The 16493-nt window shown below is 63.8% G+C and carries 17 protein-coding genes; 6 read left to right on the plus strand and 11 right to left on the minus strand.

Annotated features, from left to right (window positions below; all coding sequences use genetic code 11):
• Positions 1–4: 4 nt before the first annotated feature.
• The 5 genes from QM609_RS05390 to QM609_RS05410 all read right to left on the minus strand — a co-directional run bounded on the left by QM609_RS05390 (position 5) and on the right by QM609_RS05410 (position 4165).
• On the minus strand, positions 5–550 hold the full coding sequence (locus QM609_RS05390; RefSeq protein ID WP_050657084.1) for a ferritin: 546 nt from the start codon (positions 548–550) through the stop codon (positions 5–7).
• Positions 551–587: 37 nt separating this feature from the next.
• Positions 588–1058: a hypothetical protein gene (locus QM609_RS05395; RefSeq protein WP_042453189.1), complete on the minus strand. Its 471-nt coding sequence runs from the start codon at positions 1056–1058 to the stop codon at positions 588–590.
• 99 nt (positions 1059–1157) lie between these two features.
• Entirely contained in the window at positions 1158–2393 is a 1236-nt protein-coding gene (locus QM609_RS05400) for an LCP family protein (RefSeq protein WP_179090795.1), read from the minus strand.
• 160 nt (positions 2394–2553) lie between these two features.
• Entirely contained in the window at positions 2554–3375 is an 822-nt protein-coding gene (locus QM609_RS05405) for a CPBP family intramembrane glutamic endopeptidase (RefSeq protein ID WP_003945405.1), read from the minus strand.
• A 10-nt stretch (positions 3376–3385) separates the two neighbouring features.
• Positions 3386–4165 carry a DUF2470 domain-containing protein gene (locus QM609_RS05410; protein ID WP_003945406.1) on the minus strand — a complete coding sequence of 260 codons (780 nt, stop codon included), beginning with the start codon at positions 4163–4165 and terminating at the stop codon, positions 3386–3388.
• Positions 4166–4304: 139 nt separating this feature from the next.
• On the opposite strand from QM609_RS05410, the gene QM609_RS05415 reads away from it, so the two are divergent.
• From QM609_RS05415 to QM609_RS05425, 3 genes are read left to right on the plus strand one after another with little or no spacing between them, the layout of a single operon-like run.
• Complete coding sequence (locus QM609_RS05415; RefSeq protein ID WP_007736015.1) at positions 4305–4943, plus strand: hypothetical protein; 639 nt, start codon at positions 4305–4307, stop codon at positions 4941–4943.
• Between the two features lie 31 nt (positions 4944–4974).
• Entirely contained in the window at positions 4975–5889 is a 915-nt protein-coding gene (gene pheA, locus QM609_RS05420; RefSeq protein ID WP_003945402.1) for a prephenate dehydratase, read from the plus strand.
• Entirely contained in the window at positions 5886–6554 is a 669-nt protein-coding gene (locus tag QM609_RS05425; protein ID WP_042453186.1) for a histidine phosphatase family protein, read from the plus strand. Before pheA ends, QM609_RS05425 begins: the two co-directional genes overlap by 4 nt.
• 9 nt (positions 6555–6563) lie before the next feature.
• On the opposite strand, the gene QM609_RS05430 is transcribed toward QM609_RS05425, so the two are convergent.
• The 6 genes from QM609_RS05430 to QM609_RS05455 all read right to left on the minus strand — a co-directional run bounded on the left by QM609_RS05430 (position 6564) and on the right by QM609_RS05455 (position 12734).
• Complete coding sequence (locus tag QM609_RS05430) at positions 6564–8666, minus strand: acyltransferase family protein (protein ID WP_050657019.1); 2103 nt, start codon at positions 8664–8666, stop codon at positions 6564–6566.
• Positions 8667–8706: 40 nt separating this feature from the next.
• Positions 8707–9525 (minus strand): ESX secretion-associated protein EspG, encoded by an 819-nt coding sequence (locus QM609_RS05435; RefSeq protein ID WP_050657020.1) that lies wholly within the window; start codon positions 9523–9525, stop codon positions 8707–8709.
• Entirely contained in the window at positions 9525–10778 is a 1254-nt protein-coding gene (locus QM609_RS05440) for a PPE domain-containing protein (protein ID WP_050657021.1), read from the minus strand. Before QM609_RS05440 ends, QM609_RS05435 begins: the two co-directional genes overlap by 1 nt.
• A 60-nt stretch (positions 10779–10838) precedes the next feature.
• Complete coding sequence (locus tag QM609_RS05445; protein ID WP_003945399.1) at positions 10839–11138, minus strand: PE family protein; 300 nt, start codon at positions 11136–11138, stop codon at positions 10839–10841.
• 135 nt (positions 11139–11273) lie between these two features.
• Positions 11274–11624: a metallopeptidase family protein gene (locus QM609_RS05450; protein ID WP_007736028.1), complete on the minus strand. Its 351-nt coding sequence runs from the start codon at positions 11622–11624 to the stop codon at positions 11274–11276.
• A 3-nt stretch (positions 11625–11627) separates the two neighbouring features.
• The gene (locus QM609_RS05455; protein ID WP_082239248.1) at positions 11628–12734 is read right to left on the minus strand and encodes a septum formation family protein; all 1107 of its coding nucleotides are present in this window, start codon (positions 12732–12734) and stop codon (positions 11628–11630) included.
• Between the two features lie 70 nt (positions 12735–12804).
• Between QM609_RS05455 and QM609_RS05460 the strand changes: the two genes are divergently transcribed.
• From QM609_RS05460 to QM609_RS05470, 3 genes are all read left to right on the plus strand, one after another.
• Entirely contained in the window at positions 12805–13200 is a 396-nt protein-coding gene (locus QM609_RS05460; RefSeq protein WP_003945404.1) for an ankyrin repeat domain-containing protein, read from the plus strand.
• Between the two features lie 65 nt (positions 13201–13265).
• Entirely contained in the window at positions 13266–14519 is a 1254-nt protein-coding gene (gene serS / locus QM609_RS05465) for a serine--tRNA ligase (protein ID WP_007736032.1), read from the plus strand.
• 657 nt (positions 14520–15176) lie between these two features.
• On the plus strand, positions 15177–16493 hold a 1317-nt coding region (locus tag QM609_RS05470), incomplete at its 3' end, for an Ig-like domain-containing protein (protein ID WP_283337107.1).

Consider the following 16493-nt stretch of genomic DNA (forward strand, 5'->3'; position numbering starts at 1 on the left):
GCCCTCAGACGCCGCCGCCGGCGGGCGTCGGCGCCATTGCATCGGCAGCGGCCGGGGTGTTCATCTCGCGTGCGACAAATGTTTCGAGGTGGAACAGGTTGTCGCCGGCGCGGTCGACGATGGTGAGAAGTGTTGTCATGCTTGCCACTTCCTCGACCTGCTCCTTGAGGAACCACTGCATGAACTGCTCGCCCAGGTAGTCGCCGGTATCGCGCGCGGTGCGTGCCAGCTGCGTGATCTGCTCCGTGACCTTCTTCTCCTGCTCGAGTGCCAACTCGACCGGAGCCCGGACACTGTCGAACTTCGTCACGACGTCGTCGATGCCCGGAACGTCCACGTCGAGGTCGTTGTCGAGCAGGTACTGGATCATCATCATCGCGTGACCGCGTTCCTCGGTGGCCTGGCTGTAGAAGCGCGCGGCCATCTGCGGAAGATCGTGTGCATCGAAGTACACCGCTACCGCGATGTACTGCTGCGATGCAGTGAACTCGTTACGGATCTGCTGACGCAGCAGAGTGGTGAATTCGCTCGAGTTCTTCGCCTGTGTCATCCCAACAGGTTACTGGGTCGTCGCCGCTGAGAGGGAGCTACTTCTTGTCGAGCTGATCGATGACGAAGCCCACAGTTTCCGGTCGGTACCCGTAGACGAACGAGTCCTTTTCGCCGACGTACCAATCGCCGCACTGAAAAGAACTGCCCTTCTCGACCCCCGTCGGCCACCACTGTGCGGACAACGATGCGGGACGAGTTTCGACGGTGGGTCGTGCGATGCAGCTGTTGTGATCTATCTCCGCGATGTTCGCAGTCATTCGCAGGATGCGTTCGTTGCCGGTGGTGCGGATGACCTCGTCGATACCCGTTGCGCCGGCGGGAACCCAACTCGGCAGTGTGTCGATTCCGTTGGATGCTTGTGCAAAAGAGAAGGTTTCGGTTTTCTTGTACGCCTTGGAGTCGTCGAACTTCTCGAAGGTTCCGGAGCAGGACGTCACGAGTGCAGCAGCTCCGACGGCGGCGGCAACGACGGCGAGAGTGCGGAATCGGCGGTGTGTTGTGTTCATACCTTCACGGTATTTTTCGGCCGCCGATTCCGCGTCCTGCCGGAAAGCGATTTGTTCGCCGGGCTTGTCCTCCCGCGGTACTACCGGAACTCAGGGCGATTACCCCGTGGTGATCAGATCCTGTGGAATCTGCTGATCGTTGGCCAGGGCGTCGAAGAACTGCGAAGCGCGCGCCTTGTCCCACAACAACACGTTGCCCGAACCGTCCATGTCCTCGAAACCGGCGACCGGAACCGTCGTGGTGGTCATCCCGCCGCGAAGCGCCCAGGCGAGTGAGGCCAGATTCCAGATGTGATCGCCTTCGTCGACCTGTAGAGATTTGGCGGTATCGGAGGCGAGTGGCCACAACCGGAACGGATTGAGGAACGTGGTCGGACTCGTCGCCTTCGACAGCAACGCCGACATGAACTGGCGCTGGTTGTTCATGCGGTCGAGGTCGGCGAGCGCCGTCGCGCGAGTTCGCACGAACCCGAGTGCATCCGAACCCTTCAAGTCCTGGCATCCGGCGGGGAGGTTGATCCCGGCCAGCGGATCGTCGATCGGCTGTGCCAGGCACACGTTGACGCCACCGACGGCGTCGACGATGCCGGCGAACCCGCTGAATCCGATCTCGGCGTAGTGGTCGATGCGAAGCCCCGTTGCCTCTTCGACGGTCTGCACCAGCAATGGAGCGCCACCGAAGGCGAAGGCGGCGTTGATCTTGTCCGACCCGTAGCCGGGAATCGGAACGTACGAATCGCGAGGGATGCTGACCATGGTCGTCTTCCCACTTTTGGGGACGTGGACCAAGATGACCGTGTCAGTGCGCTTGGGACCGGTGTCGCCGCCCGTCGCAAGGGCTTGCTCCTGCTCGGGGGTGAGCCCCTCACGACTGTCGGAGCCGACGATCAGCCAGTTCGTGCCCGGAGTATCGGCGACGCGTCCCGCGTAGTCGGGCAGCGCGTCGATTCGATTGAGCGAACTGTCGACGTAGTAGATCGCGCCGGCCAGCGCGAGCAGCAAGACCAACAACGTGATGCCGATACGTCTACCCCAGCTACGACGCTTGCGGGGGCGTCGCTGCTTCGGAGGTTCGGGAGGGCGCGGCGGGGCGTTCGGCGGGGTTCGGCGCGGCGGTGCGGGCGCATACTTCGCCTGGCGCTGCGGATCCTGACGCGGCGGGCCCTGCCTGCGCGGGTCGTCCTGAAACGGTTGCGGGCGCTGGGTCGGCGCCCAGTCCTCACGCCTGGGCTGCTGCGGCGCTTGTGGTGGGACCTGTGACCAGGCCTGATTGGCCGGATTCTGCTGCTGCGGGCGTCCGTCGCGGCGAATGACCGTCGGCCCTTCCGGCGGCATCGGTGGACGCCGCTGCGGGGGTGGGCCCTGACGGGGTGGATTCTGGCGTGGAGGGTTCTGCCTCGGAGGCATCGGTCCACGCGGAGGTGGCCCTGGCGGCTGGCGCCGCGGAGGGCGCTGAGGATATTCGGAGTCGCCGGTCACCAGTTCACGGTACCGGTCACGGCAGCCAGGAGACGTGATCGCGCAGGAGGGCGTAACCGATGAACGCCACCATGTCGATGAGAGCGTGGGCGATGACCAGCGGCCAGAGTTTCCCGGTGCGCTGCCAGTACCGGCCGAACACGAGCCCCATGATCACGTTTCCGACGCCGCCACCGAACCCCTGATAGAGGTGGTAACTGCCGCGCAGGAGTGACGACGCGAGCAGTGATTTGTTCTCGCTCCAACCCAGCGTTCGGAGGCGAGTGATCAGGTAGGCGACGACCAGCACCTCTTCGGCACCGGAGTTCGCGATCGCGGACAGTACGAGGATCGGCACTCGCCACCAGTGATCGTCGAGCGCGCTGGCCTGGACGGTGAGGTTGATGCTCAGTGCCTGAGCCACGAGATAGAACAGCAGACCGGGGAGACCGATCACAGCGGCGAGGCCGAATCCCGGAGCGATGTCGCGCCCGAATCGAGGCTTGGGGGTCAGTCCCGCAGCACGTGGACCGATCCCCGAACGCCACAGTAGATAGAGTCCCAGCGCTGCCCACGCGAGAAGCTTTGCGACGCCCAGCAATTGGCGCGCCAGGTCGATCCAGTCGATGGCGGCCCGCGACGGGTTGAGTGCAACCGTCTGATCCGAGAGCGCAACCGGCGTCGCCAAGGATTCGGCGAGCGAGAGGATCCCGGACAATCCGCTGAGTCCGAAGGTGACCAGCAGAACGATGGTGATCTCGATCCAGACTCCGCGTCTGGCGGCCGGATCGAGGGCCGGGCCGGCCGGGACGGGAGTCGGCGGCCGTAACCAGGTGCGGACGGTTTCGCGGGCATTCACCCGCGCAACGCTAGCCGTTTGATGCGCCGCCCGATCGGAGGCCGTTGAGGAAAGGGCACCCGACCAGCATGCGGATGGCGCGGCTCAGCGCGGGAGCGTCGTCGACGGGGTTGGCGAACGGCATCCACACGTCGCGGTCACCGGTGTGATCCTCGACCCGCAGGCGAAGTCCGTAGCGGTCGATGCCGAGTGGGCGAACGCGTCCGGTGCGCATGTACGGGGGAAGCTTGCGCACGAGCAGGTCCACGAGGTCGCGGTGGTCTTCGTCGAGATGCTGCAGCCATGCGGTCTCCATTTCCCAGAAGGGATCGGGGCTGGCGTTCAGCAGTTCGTCCACGGCGACGGGTTCTGCCCCCGTTGAATCAGCGACTACAGCCGAGGCCAGGCTCAAGCGAAGGAGGACCGAGGTGTGGCCGATGTCGAGGAGCCCCGGGTGTGGATGTTCGGATGCGACGTCGTCGGCGAGAACGCGTGCCTCGTAGTCGGGCACGGCGTGCAACGAGCCGCGAAGCCACACGAGGGAGCGCACGGGCTCACGCAGCCGCAGTGGTGCGTGATCGGTGATCTCGAGGACGGCAGGCAGGCCGCCGCCGCCGGAGTTCCAGGCCAGGGCCGCAGCTGCGGAGGCATGTGGGACTGCAACGACGACGTCACCATTCGAACGCAGGTGATGCACCGACGTGACGGTGGGATCGCTGCCTTCGATGGCGAGAACTGCGTCTTGTGCGCGCACACAGGCGCTGCGGACGCGTTCGGCGGTGGACGGGCCGGTGCTGGTCTTCGTTGCCATGCTGCCCCCTTGGCGGGTGTTCTCTCGAACTCCATCGGATGATGAGGTAACCCTAACCTAAGGCGCTTCGGTGTGAATCGCAAGACTTTTGCGCAACTCGCGTGGAATCCGCCGCCTGCGCCGGGGTTACGGTTTGTCTGTGGCCATTCCTCTCTCACTCGGGCTGCCCGCCCCGAGAAACTCGCGCGGACTCCTCGAAGCACTCTTTCTCCCGGTTGTTCCGGCGTCGGTTCTGATCGGTGGCGAAGCAGCAGGCCGGGTTGTCGTCCGTCTCGATATCGATCCGGAAGAACTGCGTGCGGACACGGAAGCGTCGTACGAGGCCGTCCGTTTCGACGTCGACGTCACCACCGACCAGATCGACGACGCGATCGCGCTGCGCCTGCCCGCTCCGCTCGCTGTGTATGTCGACGGCGGCGAAGAGGATCTGACACCCGCCGAAGCGGCGCTGCGTCTGTGCGAAGGTGGCCGGATCCCCGGACTCGCCGCCGGTCTTACGCCCACCGAAGTGGCTGATTTCCTGGCGGTACTCGCGCACGAGTCCGTCGGTTTCGTAGCCCGCGCGGCCGACGGCGACGAGGTGATCGCCCTGCTGTGTGGCACCGTCGCTGCACTGCGCGGCGACGACGTGCGCGCCGCGATGGTCGATCCGAAGCCGGAAAAACTTGCCGCGCTGATCCCCGAAGCCGCGTCGGCCATGCGTGAGGTGCTGCTCACGATCGAGGTCGCGGATCTGCCTGCAGTGGAAACGGCTTTGCGTGCCGCGGGTTTGCAGTGACCGGCGTGGGTCGGTGCGTAATCTTTTAGGCGTGCCAAGAATCGCGTATTTCGGTCCGTCGGGAACCTTCACGGAGATAGCTCTCGCCCAGTTGGAGGCTGAGGGCGCGTTCGGCGAAACCGTCGAGCGAGTACCGGCCGGCAGTCCGCCGGCGACTCTCGACATGGTTCGCGACGGTTCCGTGGACGGAGCCGTGGTTCCCTTCGAGAACTCGGTGGAAGGCGGCGTAGCTCCGACGCTCGATTCACTCGCTCTCGGTTCGCCGCTGCAGATCGTCGCCGAAACCGATCTGGACGTGAGTTTCTCCATCCTGGTTCGGGCCGGGACCACCGCCGATCAGGTCCGAACGATCGGCGCGTACCCGCATGCGGGCGCGCAGGTCCGCGGATGGATCGCCGAGAACCTGCCCCAGGCCGAGGTGGTGTTGGCGTCGTCCAACGCCGGTGCGGCCCTGGATGTGCAGGCCGGAACCGTCGACGCCGGTGTGTCCACGGCTTTGGCCGGTCAGATGCTTGGACTCGACAGCCTGGCGGACAACGTCGCCGATGTAGGCGGCGCCCGCACACGTTTCGTGTTGGTCACCAAGCCGGCCCCGGTTCCGGCGCGGACCGGTGCCGATCGCACCGCGCTGGTGCTTCATCTCGACAACGCTCCCGGCTCCCTGGTGCGCGCACTCTCCGAATTCGCCGCTCGCGGTATCGACCTGACTCGGATCGAATCACGGCCGATGCGAACGGAATTGGGCACGTACCGGTTCTTCGTGGACTGCGTCGGACACGTCGAGGACTCGCTGGTGGCCGAGGCGATGCGTGCGCTGCATCGTAAATCCGGAGTCCGCTTCCTGGGGTCGTGGGCGACAGCGAATTCGACCGGGCCACAACCTCCTTCGGACGAAGAAGCGATTCGGTGGATCGACGAACTCAAGCATGGAGGGGGAGAACGATGACCGGAAGGCTCATCCTCGTTCGGCACGGTCAGACGGAGGCGAATGTCGCCAAACGTCTCGACACCGCCCTGCCAGGAGCAAAGCTCACGCCGGAAGGGTTGGCGCAGGCCGAGACGTTGGGCATCGGCCTGGCTTCGGCGCCTCCGCTGGCGCTCGTATCGTCCTTGGCTTTGCGTGCCCGGCAGACCGCAGGTTTCGTGGAGCAGGCCGCCGGTGTCTCTCTGGACGTGCGGGACGGATTGCACGAGGTGCAGGCCGGTGACCTCGAAGATCGTACCGACGAGGCCGCGCACCGACTGTTCATGGAGACGTTCCATCACTGGCACACCGGCAACCTCGGCGCTCGCATCCCCGGTGGTGAAACGGGATACGACGTCCTGGAACGGTACGTCCCCGTCGTCAATGCGTTGCGCGAAGAATTTCTCGAAGGCTCACGAGACGGCGGCGACATCGTCGTGGTCAGTCATGGTGCGGCGATCCGTCTTGTCGCAGCCCAGCTTGCCGGTGTCCCCGGTCTGTTCGCAGCCAACAACCACTTGGCCAACACCGAGACCGTCGAACTGTTGCCTTCGGTCGACGGCGGTTGGGAGTGCCTGCGCTGGGGAACCGTCAACCCGCCGTTCGAGCATCGACTCATCCCCGGTGCCGACGACGTGATGGGCTGACGGCCGGCGTCACCACCAACCGGTCTGGACGCTCAGTTGGCGCCCTAGTTCAGCGGACAGCGTTCTCACGTAGCTGGCTGTCAGGTGGTGGGAATCGTGATACACCAACACATTTCCCTCCACGACGCGGCACAGCTCCGGTCCGCACACGCCGTCGCTGAGGTCGAGTAGACGGACGTTGGTCAGATCGCCGATCGCCGACGGCGCCGGATTGACGTCGCTGAGCATTTCGGACCGTGGCATCGCGCAGTGATCGGGTGACGTGGTTGTCGCCAGGCAGTCGATCGCGCGGTAGGCGACGCCGTCGTGGTGCAGCCACGGGGTATCGCGGATGGCGAGTACGTCGATACCGTCGCGCCCCAGTTCCTCCCACACGTGTACGTAAGACTCGGGCGTCACGTCGCCAGGGCCGTCGGAACTCGGCCTGGTTGCCGTCGTGAACACGAAATCGGGTGAGGCGTCGGCCAACTCGGTCAGCACTCCACGCGACCAGTCGACGCAATCCGGATAGTCGTTGTCCGACAACGTCTGCATGGAGTCGATGGTGAGCGGGCAGCCCATCTTCAGATACGTGTCGACGCGGAACCCGTGACTCTTGCCGAGTTCGTCGAGTGCAGTGAGCCAGTGCTCGGAGTGCGAACCACCTGCGAGGGCGATGGTTCTGTCTGCATCGGCGTCGCCGTAGGTGCAGTGGACGACGTCCCGCTCGAGAAAATCGGCGATACAGCCGTCGAGCGTACTGGCCGGAAGGTCCAGTGGCGCATCGAAGATCGAGGGAACCATCGACGCCTTGGGTACTTCGGCACCGTCGGTGAGCGCGAGTGCGCCGGGATGGGTCGGGAGGTCGAGGGTGTCGACTGCCCGCTGGCCCGTCGTCTGGCTGCTCGCGTACGACTGCCAGGCGACCGAAGCGGCGAGGACCACGGCAGCGGTGACGACGCATGCCAGGACGGTGTACCGGCGCGAGCGGCCTCCACGTTCCACCGGAACCTCGATCAGGCGCCGGAGTGCAAGCGCCCCCGCGACGGAGAGGGCGATGATCAGTGCCCCGCCGAGCAGGCCGGCTTCGGGGCGTCCGGTGATGACGAGTGCAAACACCAGAATCGGCCAGTGAATCAGGTACAGCGCGAATGCGAACGAGCCGAGCCACGTCAGTGCCGGATGGGCAAGAGTCTTCGACGTCCAAGGCGTGTCGTCGCCGACTCCGGACAGGATCAGCGCAAGAGTGGCCAGCACCGGCACCAGCGCCCACGGGCCGGGGAACTGCTGGGCGCCGTCGAGCACTATGCCGCACAACAGGATCGACGAAAGCCCCGCCCAGCCGATCGTTGCTCTGACCGAGAACGGCAGGGATGCGATCTGCCGACTGCGTGTGCTGGTCATCAGAACGGCCAGCAGACCACCGAGGGCCAATTCCCACAACCTGGCGCCGGAGTCGTAGTACGCCCAGGCTTGGTGACGCGAAGATTTGGCGAGTGCGTAGAGAAAAGATCCTGCGGTCAGAACCAGAAGGGTGACCGCGAGTGACGGGCGGAAATAGTTGGGATTCACGCGTGAAGCGACATAAGCGATCACGGAGACCAGTGCGATGGCCAGGAGATAGAACTGACCTTGTACGGCCATCGACCACAGGTGCTGCAGGGGAGTGACCGAGCCGTCGGCGGCCAGGTAGTCGCTTGCGGTGCTGGCGAGCTGCCAGTTCTGGAAGAACCCGAGCACCGCGATCAGTTGATCGCCCAGATCGGCCCAGCGTGTGCGTGGCAGCAGCAACGCGGTCCCCAGTGCGGTCAAAATGCTGACCACCGCGATCAGGGGGAACAGCCGCAGAAACACCCGCCGCAGTGCCGGGACCGGGTTGAGTGAACCCCCGGCTTCGGCGCGTCGAACCAGTGAGCCGACGAAGAAGTATCCGGACAGAACCAGGAAGACGTCCACCCCGCCCGATACCCGTCCGAACCAGACGTGGAATACGACCACCAAACCGATGGCGAGGCCACGCAGTCCGTTCAGGTCTTGTCGGTGCGGTGTTGTTGCCCGTTCTTCGTTCGGCCGGTCGATCGTGGCGACCGAGCCTTGTTCGCCCGGTGACGACGGTTGACGCGAGAACTGCATGCTGAAGTAAGGCTCCGGGCGTTGAAGGGACGCCCCGAGGTTACCCGGAAGTCTCCGGCGCCGATTCCTCGAGTTCCGTTACCAGAGCGTTCACGGCTTGTCGGAGGCGATGGGGTGTTCCGGAACTGATGGACGTCCACTCGGTGCCGTCGGCAGCCCGAGTAGTCGAACCCACGAGCCGGCCGGCCAAGGTGTCGTACACAGTCACTGCGCCGGTCATGAGCGTCGTCGCTCCCAAACTGTGTGGTATTCCGACCAATTCGGCGAAGGCGGTGCATGAGACGATTGCGCTACCCAGTTGGCGCGCGTCGTCTTCGGGTATTCCGGCGTTGATCAAGGCCGAGGTTACGCTGCCTGCATCCGGGCCGGCGCCGAATGCCAGGCTGAGCATCTCGGTCGGTGCGTTGATCACGGCAATCGGCATTGCTTCGGCGCTGCCGAGCGCGGTGACAACGGGTGCAGCTGGTTCGGTTGTGACACTGCGTAATGCGAACGAAGAATCGGTTGAAGTTGCTTCGACACAAAGGAATTCGCCCTGCGCGACGCAGAGGCGTGAAATGCTTCCGCCGACATGCCGACGCAGCGCCAACTCCCACTTGGGGTGGGTCAGGACGCGCAGGCGGGCACTGAGGTCGTGATGGATCTCCCCACCGGGGAGGAGATCGCGCTCGGAGAGTGAATCTGCCGCGGACTGCATCGCCGTACGGTGAGCGCTCGCACTGCCGTGAACCGTCGCGCCACCGAGAACCACGGGAAGCCCATCGAGTCCGAGTCGCTCACGTACATAGTCGATTTCGTCCTGTGACAGGGCGACGACAGGTAAATTCCACCCCTCAGGTGAGGTGCCGAGATCCACCATCAATGCTCTGCAGTTTCGAGTGCGCCACCGATCACGGACGGGATGACTGTTCGGCCGTCGGCGAAGTGCTCGAAGTGCTTCAGGTAATCGGGTGTGTCGTGCTCGGTCTCGTCTTCAGATTGGGCCGCATGACGGCCGCCGGCGATCGGCGCAGATCCGCCTGCGGTTCGGGCCGGATCCACCTTGACGGTATCCGCGGTGCCCTGAACCGGCGAGGTCACGGGGTTCTGGCGTGTGGCGCTCTGGCCGGTGGAGGGATCAGGAAGAGCGTGCCGACCGGTGCTGCTGCTCGACGACGAGCCCGCGATTGCTCCGGCTCCTGTAGTCGCGGAAGCTGCGCTGACCTGTGCCGGTGCCCGGCTTGCCGACGGGGTGCCGAACAGTGATGGTGTGGAAGCGCCGAGTCTTGCGCCGCCGAGTCCCGCGCCGCCCAGTCCGGTGAGTCCTGCTCCTGCCGTCGCGAGAGCTGATGCGGCAGTGGTGGCGCCTGTGACTGCGGTGGTGGTGGCGCTGGCTGCGGTGGCAACTCCACCGGAGATGGCACCGGCCTGTGAGGCAGCGGCGGCAAATACCGGGTTGGAAACTACGGATGCGACAGCAGCGGTGGCGGCGCGCACGGGATCCGCGATTGCGTCAGCGAGCGTGGATGCCGCTTGCACGACGGACTGTCGTGCGGCGCTGCCTGGGCTTTCGGCCGAAGCGGATGCCCCAGCTGTGGGTTCCGCGATGGACGGTGGTGAGTCGAAGTTCTGCTGCACGGCCAGATGGGCCGTTGCGGCGTCGTACGTTTCCATTGTCACCGCCGCTCGAATTTTGAGAGCTTCTTCGGCAGCCTCGGCTGCAGCGGCTCCGCCTACCAGCGCCCCGCCGATGGAATACGCGGCGACCTTGGCCGCTTGAACTGCTGCAATCTCGGCCAGGGACGGCATGGCGAGGGTGGCAACCGTGTATGAACCGGACTGTACTTGGGCTTTACCTGCAGTTTCTCCCGCGAGCAACGCGGCAGCAGCAGCCCATTCCTGAAACGGCGCGAACTTGCTCAATGCGGCATCCGCTGCTTCTCCGGACCACCCGGTGCGAAGGTCCGCCATCACGCGAGAGATTGATGCAGCGGTGTCGGTCAGTCCGGACGACACGGTGGACCAGGCTCCGGCCGCCACGCCGAGAGGGACCGGCCCGGCTCCGGCGACCAGTGCTGCGGAGTTGGGTGCTGCGCCCCGTTGATACCAGATGACGCCGGTGATGCCGACCATTGTTCTTCCCCCCAGGAAGTGTGACTGTGTTGCCGAGTTACCGAGCTCGATTTCTGTCGATCAGATCGGTGCGGCTGCCAGGCTGGACTTGGTGAGCTGGTCTTCGAGCTCGTAGGCAGCTGCATTCTTGCGCAGAGCTGCCGCAGCCGCGGTGAGCTCCTCGATTGCCCGATCGGTGGACGAGGCAAGGCTGCCCGAGATGGTGTTGAAGTAATTTGCCGCGCTACCGGACACTTCTTCGGATCCCGCTGGGAGAACGCGTAGCGTCGGCTGCGCAGTAGAGACGATTCCGCGCAATCGCGTCGCCGCAGACTCGAGTTCCATTGCGGCGGCAACTAGGGCTTGAGGGTCGACGTGCATAGTGCCGAACTCCTTCCTGACCAGGGCGGATAAGTGGTCGGGAGGCCGTGCGCACAGCCGTCGATATCCCCCCCGCACATACTTTGATGCCTACCGCCCGCTTTTGGTTCCCCCCGAAATCGGACGACTTTGCCCTCAGCCCCAGCCGAGTTCGTGCAATCTGTCTTCTTCGATGCCGAAGTAGTGCGCGATCTCGTGGATGACGGTCACGGCAACCTCGTGAACAACCTCGTCCTCGGATGCGCAGATGTCGAGTATCGAATCGCGGAAAATAGTGACCGTGTCCGGCAGGTACCCACCGTAATGAGAATCCCGCTCGGTCAGAGCGACGCCCTGATACAAACCGAGCAGCCCCGGTTCTTCCTCGTCACGTGCTTCGACAAGCACCACGACATTGTCGATTGCCTTGGCAAGTTCGGGCGGAATCAGATCGAGCGCCTCGCCGACCAGTTCCTCGAACCGGTCGGGCGTCATAGTCACCGTCATGGCTTACGACGGCGGAGCTGCGCCGGGCAACGGCGTCGGCAACGACCGACCCTCCGGTGCAGCGGGTGGCGGGACCGGAGCGGCGCCGTTGATCAGGATGTCGCCCTTGGCGCTTCCGGTGATCGCGGCAAACCCGCCGGTTTCGACCTCTTTGCCGATCGAACAATTGACTCGGCGGCTGCCGGCCAACCAGCTTTCCAGTGAAATGTTGTCCCAGAACAGCGTCAGCGTCTTGTCGCGAAGTGCGTCTGCGGAACCCAGGTACTCGTTGGATGCCTGAGTACAGACGCCTTCGAGATAGCGGTCCTGATCTTCCACCGACGGCATCGCGCCGGGGAACTGAGTGCCGAGGTCGATCACCGAAATAACCTCGTATGCATGCGGTTTCGCACAGTCGACCGGATCGGTCGGGAGGTTCTGGTTGATGCCGATGCACGTGCCGACGTCCCACACGTTCGACTGGTCCTGATCCGCCACGCGGCCCGCGAACGGTTGAAGTTCGCCGGTCGTCGTCGAGAACTGCAAGCCGCAACGCAGTGCGCGCTCGCCCGAGGCCCAACCGGATTCGCTCGGGAACATCAGGCCGACGCTGAACTTGCCCTTGGGATCGAATTTCGAACCGAGGTAGGACATGACGATGGGTGTGCAGTGCTCGTCGCGGAGTTCGGCGAATCGAAGGGCGCCCGGGTACCGGGAACCGGGGCCGAACTCGGCGCCGGGGAACACCGACAGGTCGAGTGGACCGGCGACCTCGAAGCGATGCTCACTTCCGCACTGAACCTTCGACATGTCCGTGCGGTCCCCGCCCGACTCGGTCGCAGGCGTCCAGTTGAGGCAGTCTCCGGCCGCAGCCGCGGTGAAAGCGTCGTCGCGAGCAGAGCCCGTCGCTGCTGGACCGCCGCCACTGACACTGACCGAGGACGAGTCGTCCTTGTTCAATCCACCGGAAATCGCGATCGTTGCGATCGCGGCGACCACCGCACCCACCGCGACGGCGGCCAGGACCCGACGGGTGCGACTCGCGGAGACAGTTTTCTTCGCCGGCGCCCCCTGGGGATCTGCCGGATCTGGCGACTTCTCGATCTTGTCTTCGGACATCGATTCCATCATGCCTGTTGCCGTGGCGATATCGAACCTTCACTACAAAACTCACAATCGCGTCTGTGAGTATTTTGTAGTCATGAGCGAAAACACCCCACTCGATCCCGAGGCTGTCGAGCTGGCGGGCCGGCTCTTCGACATGGCACGAACCGGTGATGCAGCCGGGCTGGCGTCGTACGTCGATGCCGGAGTTCCCGTCAATCTGACCAACGAGAGTGGCGACACGCTCGTCATGTTGGCGGCGTACCACGGTCACGCTGACGCCGTCGTTGCCCTGATCGAGCGCGGCGCCGACGTCAACCGGCCCAACGACAAGAACCAGACGCCCCTTGCCGGGGCGGTCTTCAAGGGCGAGGATGCGGTGGTGAAAGCGCTGGTGAGCGGGGGAGCCGACCCGAAAGGTGGACACCCGACGGCGGTCGACGCGGCTCGGATGTTCGGACGCGAGGACTACCTGAGTCTGCTCGAATCGTGATCTCTCCCTCTCCGACGTGGACGTGACCGTCGGAGAGCTGCAGTGAGTGGGTAAAGTTCGAAGTCGTGATTGACCTCAAGTTTCTCCGTGAGAACCCCGAAATCGTCCGCGAGTCGCAGCGCACCCGTGGAGAAGATCCAGGACTGGTCGACGCTCTGCTCGAAGCCGACGCGTCCCGACGCGCTGCCGTTCTGACCGGAGACAACCTCCGTGCAGAGCAGAAGGCCTTCGGCAAGAAGGTCGGACAGGCATCTCCGGAGGAGCGTCCCGCACTGCTCGAAGGTTCCAAGGAACTGGCGGCAAAGGTCAAGGAAGCCGAGGCCGCGCAGCACGAGGCGCAGGCCGCGCTCGACGCCGCACACCGCGCGATTTCCAACGTCGTACAAGAAGGTGCGCCGGCGGGCGGCGAGGACGATTACATCGTTCTCGAACACGTCGGTGAGATTCCGAAGTTCGACTTCGAGCCGAAGGATCACCTCGAGCTGGGCGAGTCGCTCGGCCTGATCGACATGGAACGCGGCGCCAAGGTTTCGGGTTCGCGCTTCTACTTCATGACCGGCTACGGGGCCATGCTCCAGCTCGGACTGCTGCAGTTGGCTGCGCAGAAGGCGATCGCCAACGGATTCACGATGATGATTCCGCCGGTGCTCGTACGCCCGGAAATCATGGCCGGTACCGGCTTCCTCGGTGCTCACTCGGACGAGATCTACCACTTGCAGGATGACGACCTGTACCTCGTCGGAACTTCCGAGGTACCCATGGCCGGCTACCACTCGGGCGAGATCCTCGAACTGAACGAAGGCCCGAAGCGCTACGCCGGTTGGTCCTCGTGCTTCCGCCGCGAGGCCGGAAGCTACGGCAAGGACACCCGCGGCATCATCCGTGTCCATCAGTTCGACAAGGTCGAGATGTTCACGTACTGCCGTCCCGAGGACGCCGACGCCGAACACCAGCGTCTCCTAGGGTGGGAGCGAGACATGTTGGCAGCCATCGACGTTCCGTACCGCGTGATCGACGTCGCCGGCGGAGACCTCGGTTCTTCGGCTGCGCGTAAGTTCGACTGCGAGGCATGGGTCCCGACGCAGGGCACCTACCGCGAGCTGACATCGACGTCCAACTGCACGACGTTCCAGGCCCGCCGCCTCGGAGTTCGGTACCGCGACGAGAACGGCAAGCCGCAGACGGCCGCCACTCTCAACGGCACCTTGGCTACGACGCGCTGGATCGTGTCGATTCTCGAGAACCATCAGCAGGCCGACGGCTCGGTGCGAGTGCCCGAGGCATTGGTGCCGTTTGTCGGCACGGATGTGCTTCGCTGACACGCTGAACCAACACAATCAGGGCCGCGACGGACTCCGTCGCGGCCCTTTTCGTACTTTCGTACTGGTAGGTTTGGAACTTTTTCTGAACTGACGAAATATCAACTTTTTCCCGCCGATTGGCGCGGTGACCACCAAAAGCGTTGTCGATGGGCCGCTTTGGCGATAGTTTTGCGTTCAATCGAGTTTCCATACCCTCCTTTTCCATCCCGCGTCTGGTGATACGAGGGTGAGTCCGGGGTGAATTGGACAAGTGTCTTGCCAAAAGTAGTACACGTACTAGTTTTTTCGTTATGTTGTGACGGCGCGCACACGTTTTGTCCGAATCCACTGCTCATGTTTGCCCTTCCGAAGGAAGTGCCCATGCCCCAAATCTCTCAGTTGCGGCGATTCGCCGTGCCCATAACCGGAACCGCCATGGTCGCCGGAATGCTGCTGGTCGGGTCCCCAGCCTCAGCAGTTCAAAGCCAATTCAACTTCTCTACCTCATGCCAGGCGAAAGCACTCATCACTGTCGACAAAGTAACTACGAGTTTTGTCACCGTGGATGCCCCCACATCAGTTGCTCCGGGTGAAACCTTCACTATCCGAATGCAATCCAATGGACAGTCTTTTCCGAACTCGGATTCGGGCGCCACAACAACCAATTTGTCGCGCTTGAAGAACGATTTCGATGTCCCGGCAAATGCCACCTTCATCAGTGCGGCGATCGTGCCCGGAACCTCGTTCAACTTGGAGAACGTCGCTCCCAGTGTCATCCGCATCAACGAGGCTGGAAGCCCTGACGCGGCGGGTCCATATCTCCGAATCTCGGGTAACAACGAGGTGATCGGAAACAGTCCCAGTACCAGCACGAACAGTGAGGGTGGGATCCGCGCACCCAAGACGAAAAAGAACCTCGACGGGAGCACCAACACCAACGGTGACAGTTGGTTCAGGATGCCTGCAATCGATATTACGATGATCGCCGGCGCATCCGGTGTGATTCAGCCGAAGGTCAGAACTGCCGGTGACGCTGCTACATACGGCAACGACAAAAATTTCAATACACAGCTTGCGAAAGCGAGTCTCCTCGGCACGCAATGGGCTCCGACCAGATGCACGCCTCGAGATGCGAAGGGTAGCGCTCTCAACGCTGGTGCAGGTCCACTCGCGACGATCAGCATTGCTTCGGCTCCGGTGGATGTCGAGACCACGACGTCACTCTCGGTTCCGGCTACTGCCATCACAGGTACGGCGGTTGATCTGACGGCGACGGTTGCTCCGAACAATGCTGTCGGCACGGTGCAGTTCAAGTCGAACGGCACGGCGATCGGCTCACCGGTGACGGTGAGTGGCGGTGTTGCGACTCTGTCGCACGCGTTCGATGCTGCTGGTGCACAGAGTGTTACGGCTGACTTCACTGCTGGTGCAGGGTTTGTGAGTTCGTCGGCGCCTGCTCAGACGGTGACCGTTTCTGATCCGGCTCCGGTGGATGTGGAGACGACGACGTCGTTGTCGGTTCCGGCGACTGCCGTCACGGGTACGGCGGTTAATCTGACGGCGACGGTTGCTCCGAATACTGCTGTCGGTACGGTGCAGTTCAAGTCGAACGGCACGGCAATCGGCTCCCCGGTCACGGTGACTGGCGGTGTTGCGACTCTGTCGCACGCGTTCGATGCTGCTGGCGCTCAAAGCGTTACGGCTGACTTCACCGCTGGTGCAGGGTTCGTCAGCTCGTCGGCGCCTGCTCAGACGGTGACCGTTTCTGATCCGGCTCCGGTGGATGTCGAGACGACGACGTCGTTGTCGGTTCCGGCGACTGCCGTCACGGGTACCGCTGTTGATCTGAGCGCGACGGTTGCTCCGAACAACGCTGTCGGCACGGTGCAGTTCAAGTCGAACGGCACGGCAATCGGCTCCCCGGTCACGGTGACTGGCGGTGTTGCGACTCTGTCGCACGCGTTCGATGCTGCTGGCGCTCAAAGCGTTACG

The organism is Rhodococcus sp. IEGM 1302 (assembly GCF_030056935.1).
GTDB classification, from domain to species: domain Bacteria; phylum Actinomycetota; class Actinomycetes; order Mycobacteriales; family Mycobacteriaceae; genus Rhodococcus_F; species Rhodococcus_F qingshengii.

What these genes read in the sequence shown, in the direction of transcription:
- QM609_RS05395 (WP_042453189.1), bottom strand. Translation starts at nt 1,058, where the DNA reads ATGAACACAACACACCGCCGATTCCGCACTCTCGCCGTCGTTGCCGCC.
- QM609_RS05460 (WP_003945404.1), top strand. Translation starts at nt 12,805, where the DNA reads ATGAGCGAAAACACCCCACTCGATCCCGAGGCTGTCGAGCTGGCGGGC.
- QM609_RS05425 (WP_042453186.1), top strand. Translation starts at nt 5,886, where the DNA reads ATGACCGGAAGGCTCATCCTCGTTCGGCACGGTCAGACGGAGGCGAAT.
- QM609_RS05400 (WP_179090795.1), bottom strand. Translation starts at nt 2,393, where the DNA reads ATGCCGCCGGAAGGGCCGACGGTCATTCGCCGCGACGGACGCCCGCAG.
- QM609_RS05450 (WP_007736028.1), bottom strand. Translation starts at nt 11,624, where the DNA reads ATGACGGTGACTATGACGCCCGACCGGTTCGAGGAACTGGTCGGCGAG.
- QM609_RS05435 (WP_050657020.1), bottom strand. Translation starts at nt 9,525, where the DNA reads ATGGTGGATCTCGGCACCTCACCTGAGGGGTGGAATTTACCTGTCGTC.
- QM609_RS05390 (WP_050657084.1), bottom strand. Translation starts at nt 550, where the DNA reads ATGACACAGGCGAAGAACTCGAGCGAATTCACCACTCTGCTGCGTCAG.
- QM609_RS05430 (WP_050657019.1), bottom strand. Translation starts at nt 8,666, where the DNA reads ATGCAGTTCTCGCGTCAACCGTCGTCACCGGGCGAACAAGGCTCGGTC.
- QM609_RS05440 (WP_050657021.1), bottom strand. Translation starts at nt 10,778, where the DNA reads ATGGTCGGCATCACCGGCGTCATCTGGTATCAACGGGGCGCAGCACCC.
- QM609_RS05445 (WP_003945399.1), bottom strand. Translation starts at nt 11,138, where the DNA reads ATGCACGTCGACCCTCAAGCCCTAGTTGCCGCCGCAATGGAACTCGAG.
- QM609_RS05455 (WP_082239248.1), bottom strand. Translation starts at nt 12,734, where the DNA reads ATGATGGAATCGATGTCCGAAGACAAGATCGAGAAGTCGCCAGATCCG.
- QM609_RS05410 (WP_003945406.1), bottom strand. Translation starts at nt 4,165, where the DNA reads ATGGCAACGAAGACCAGCACCGGCCCGTCCACCGCCGAACGCGTCCGC.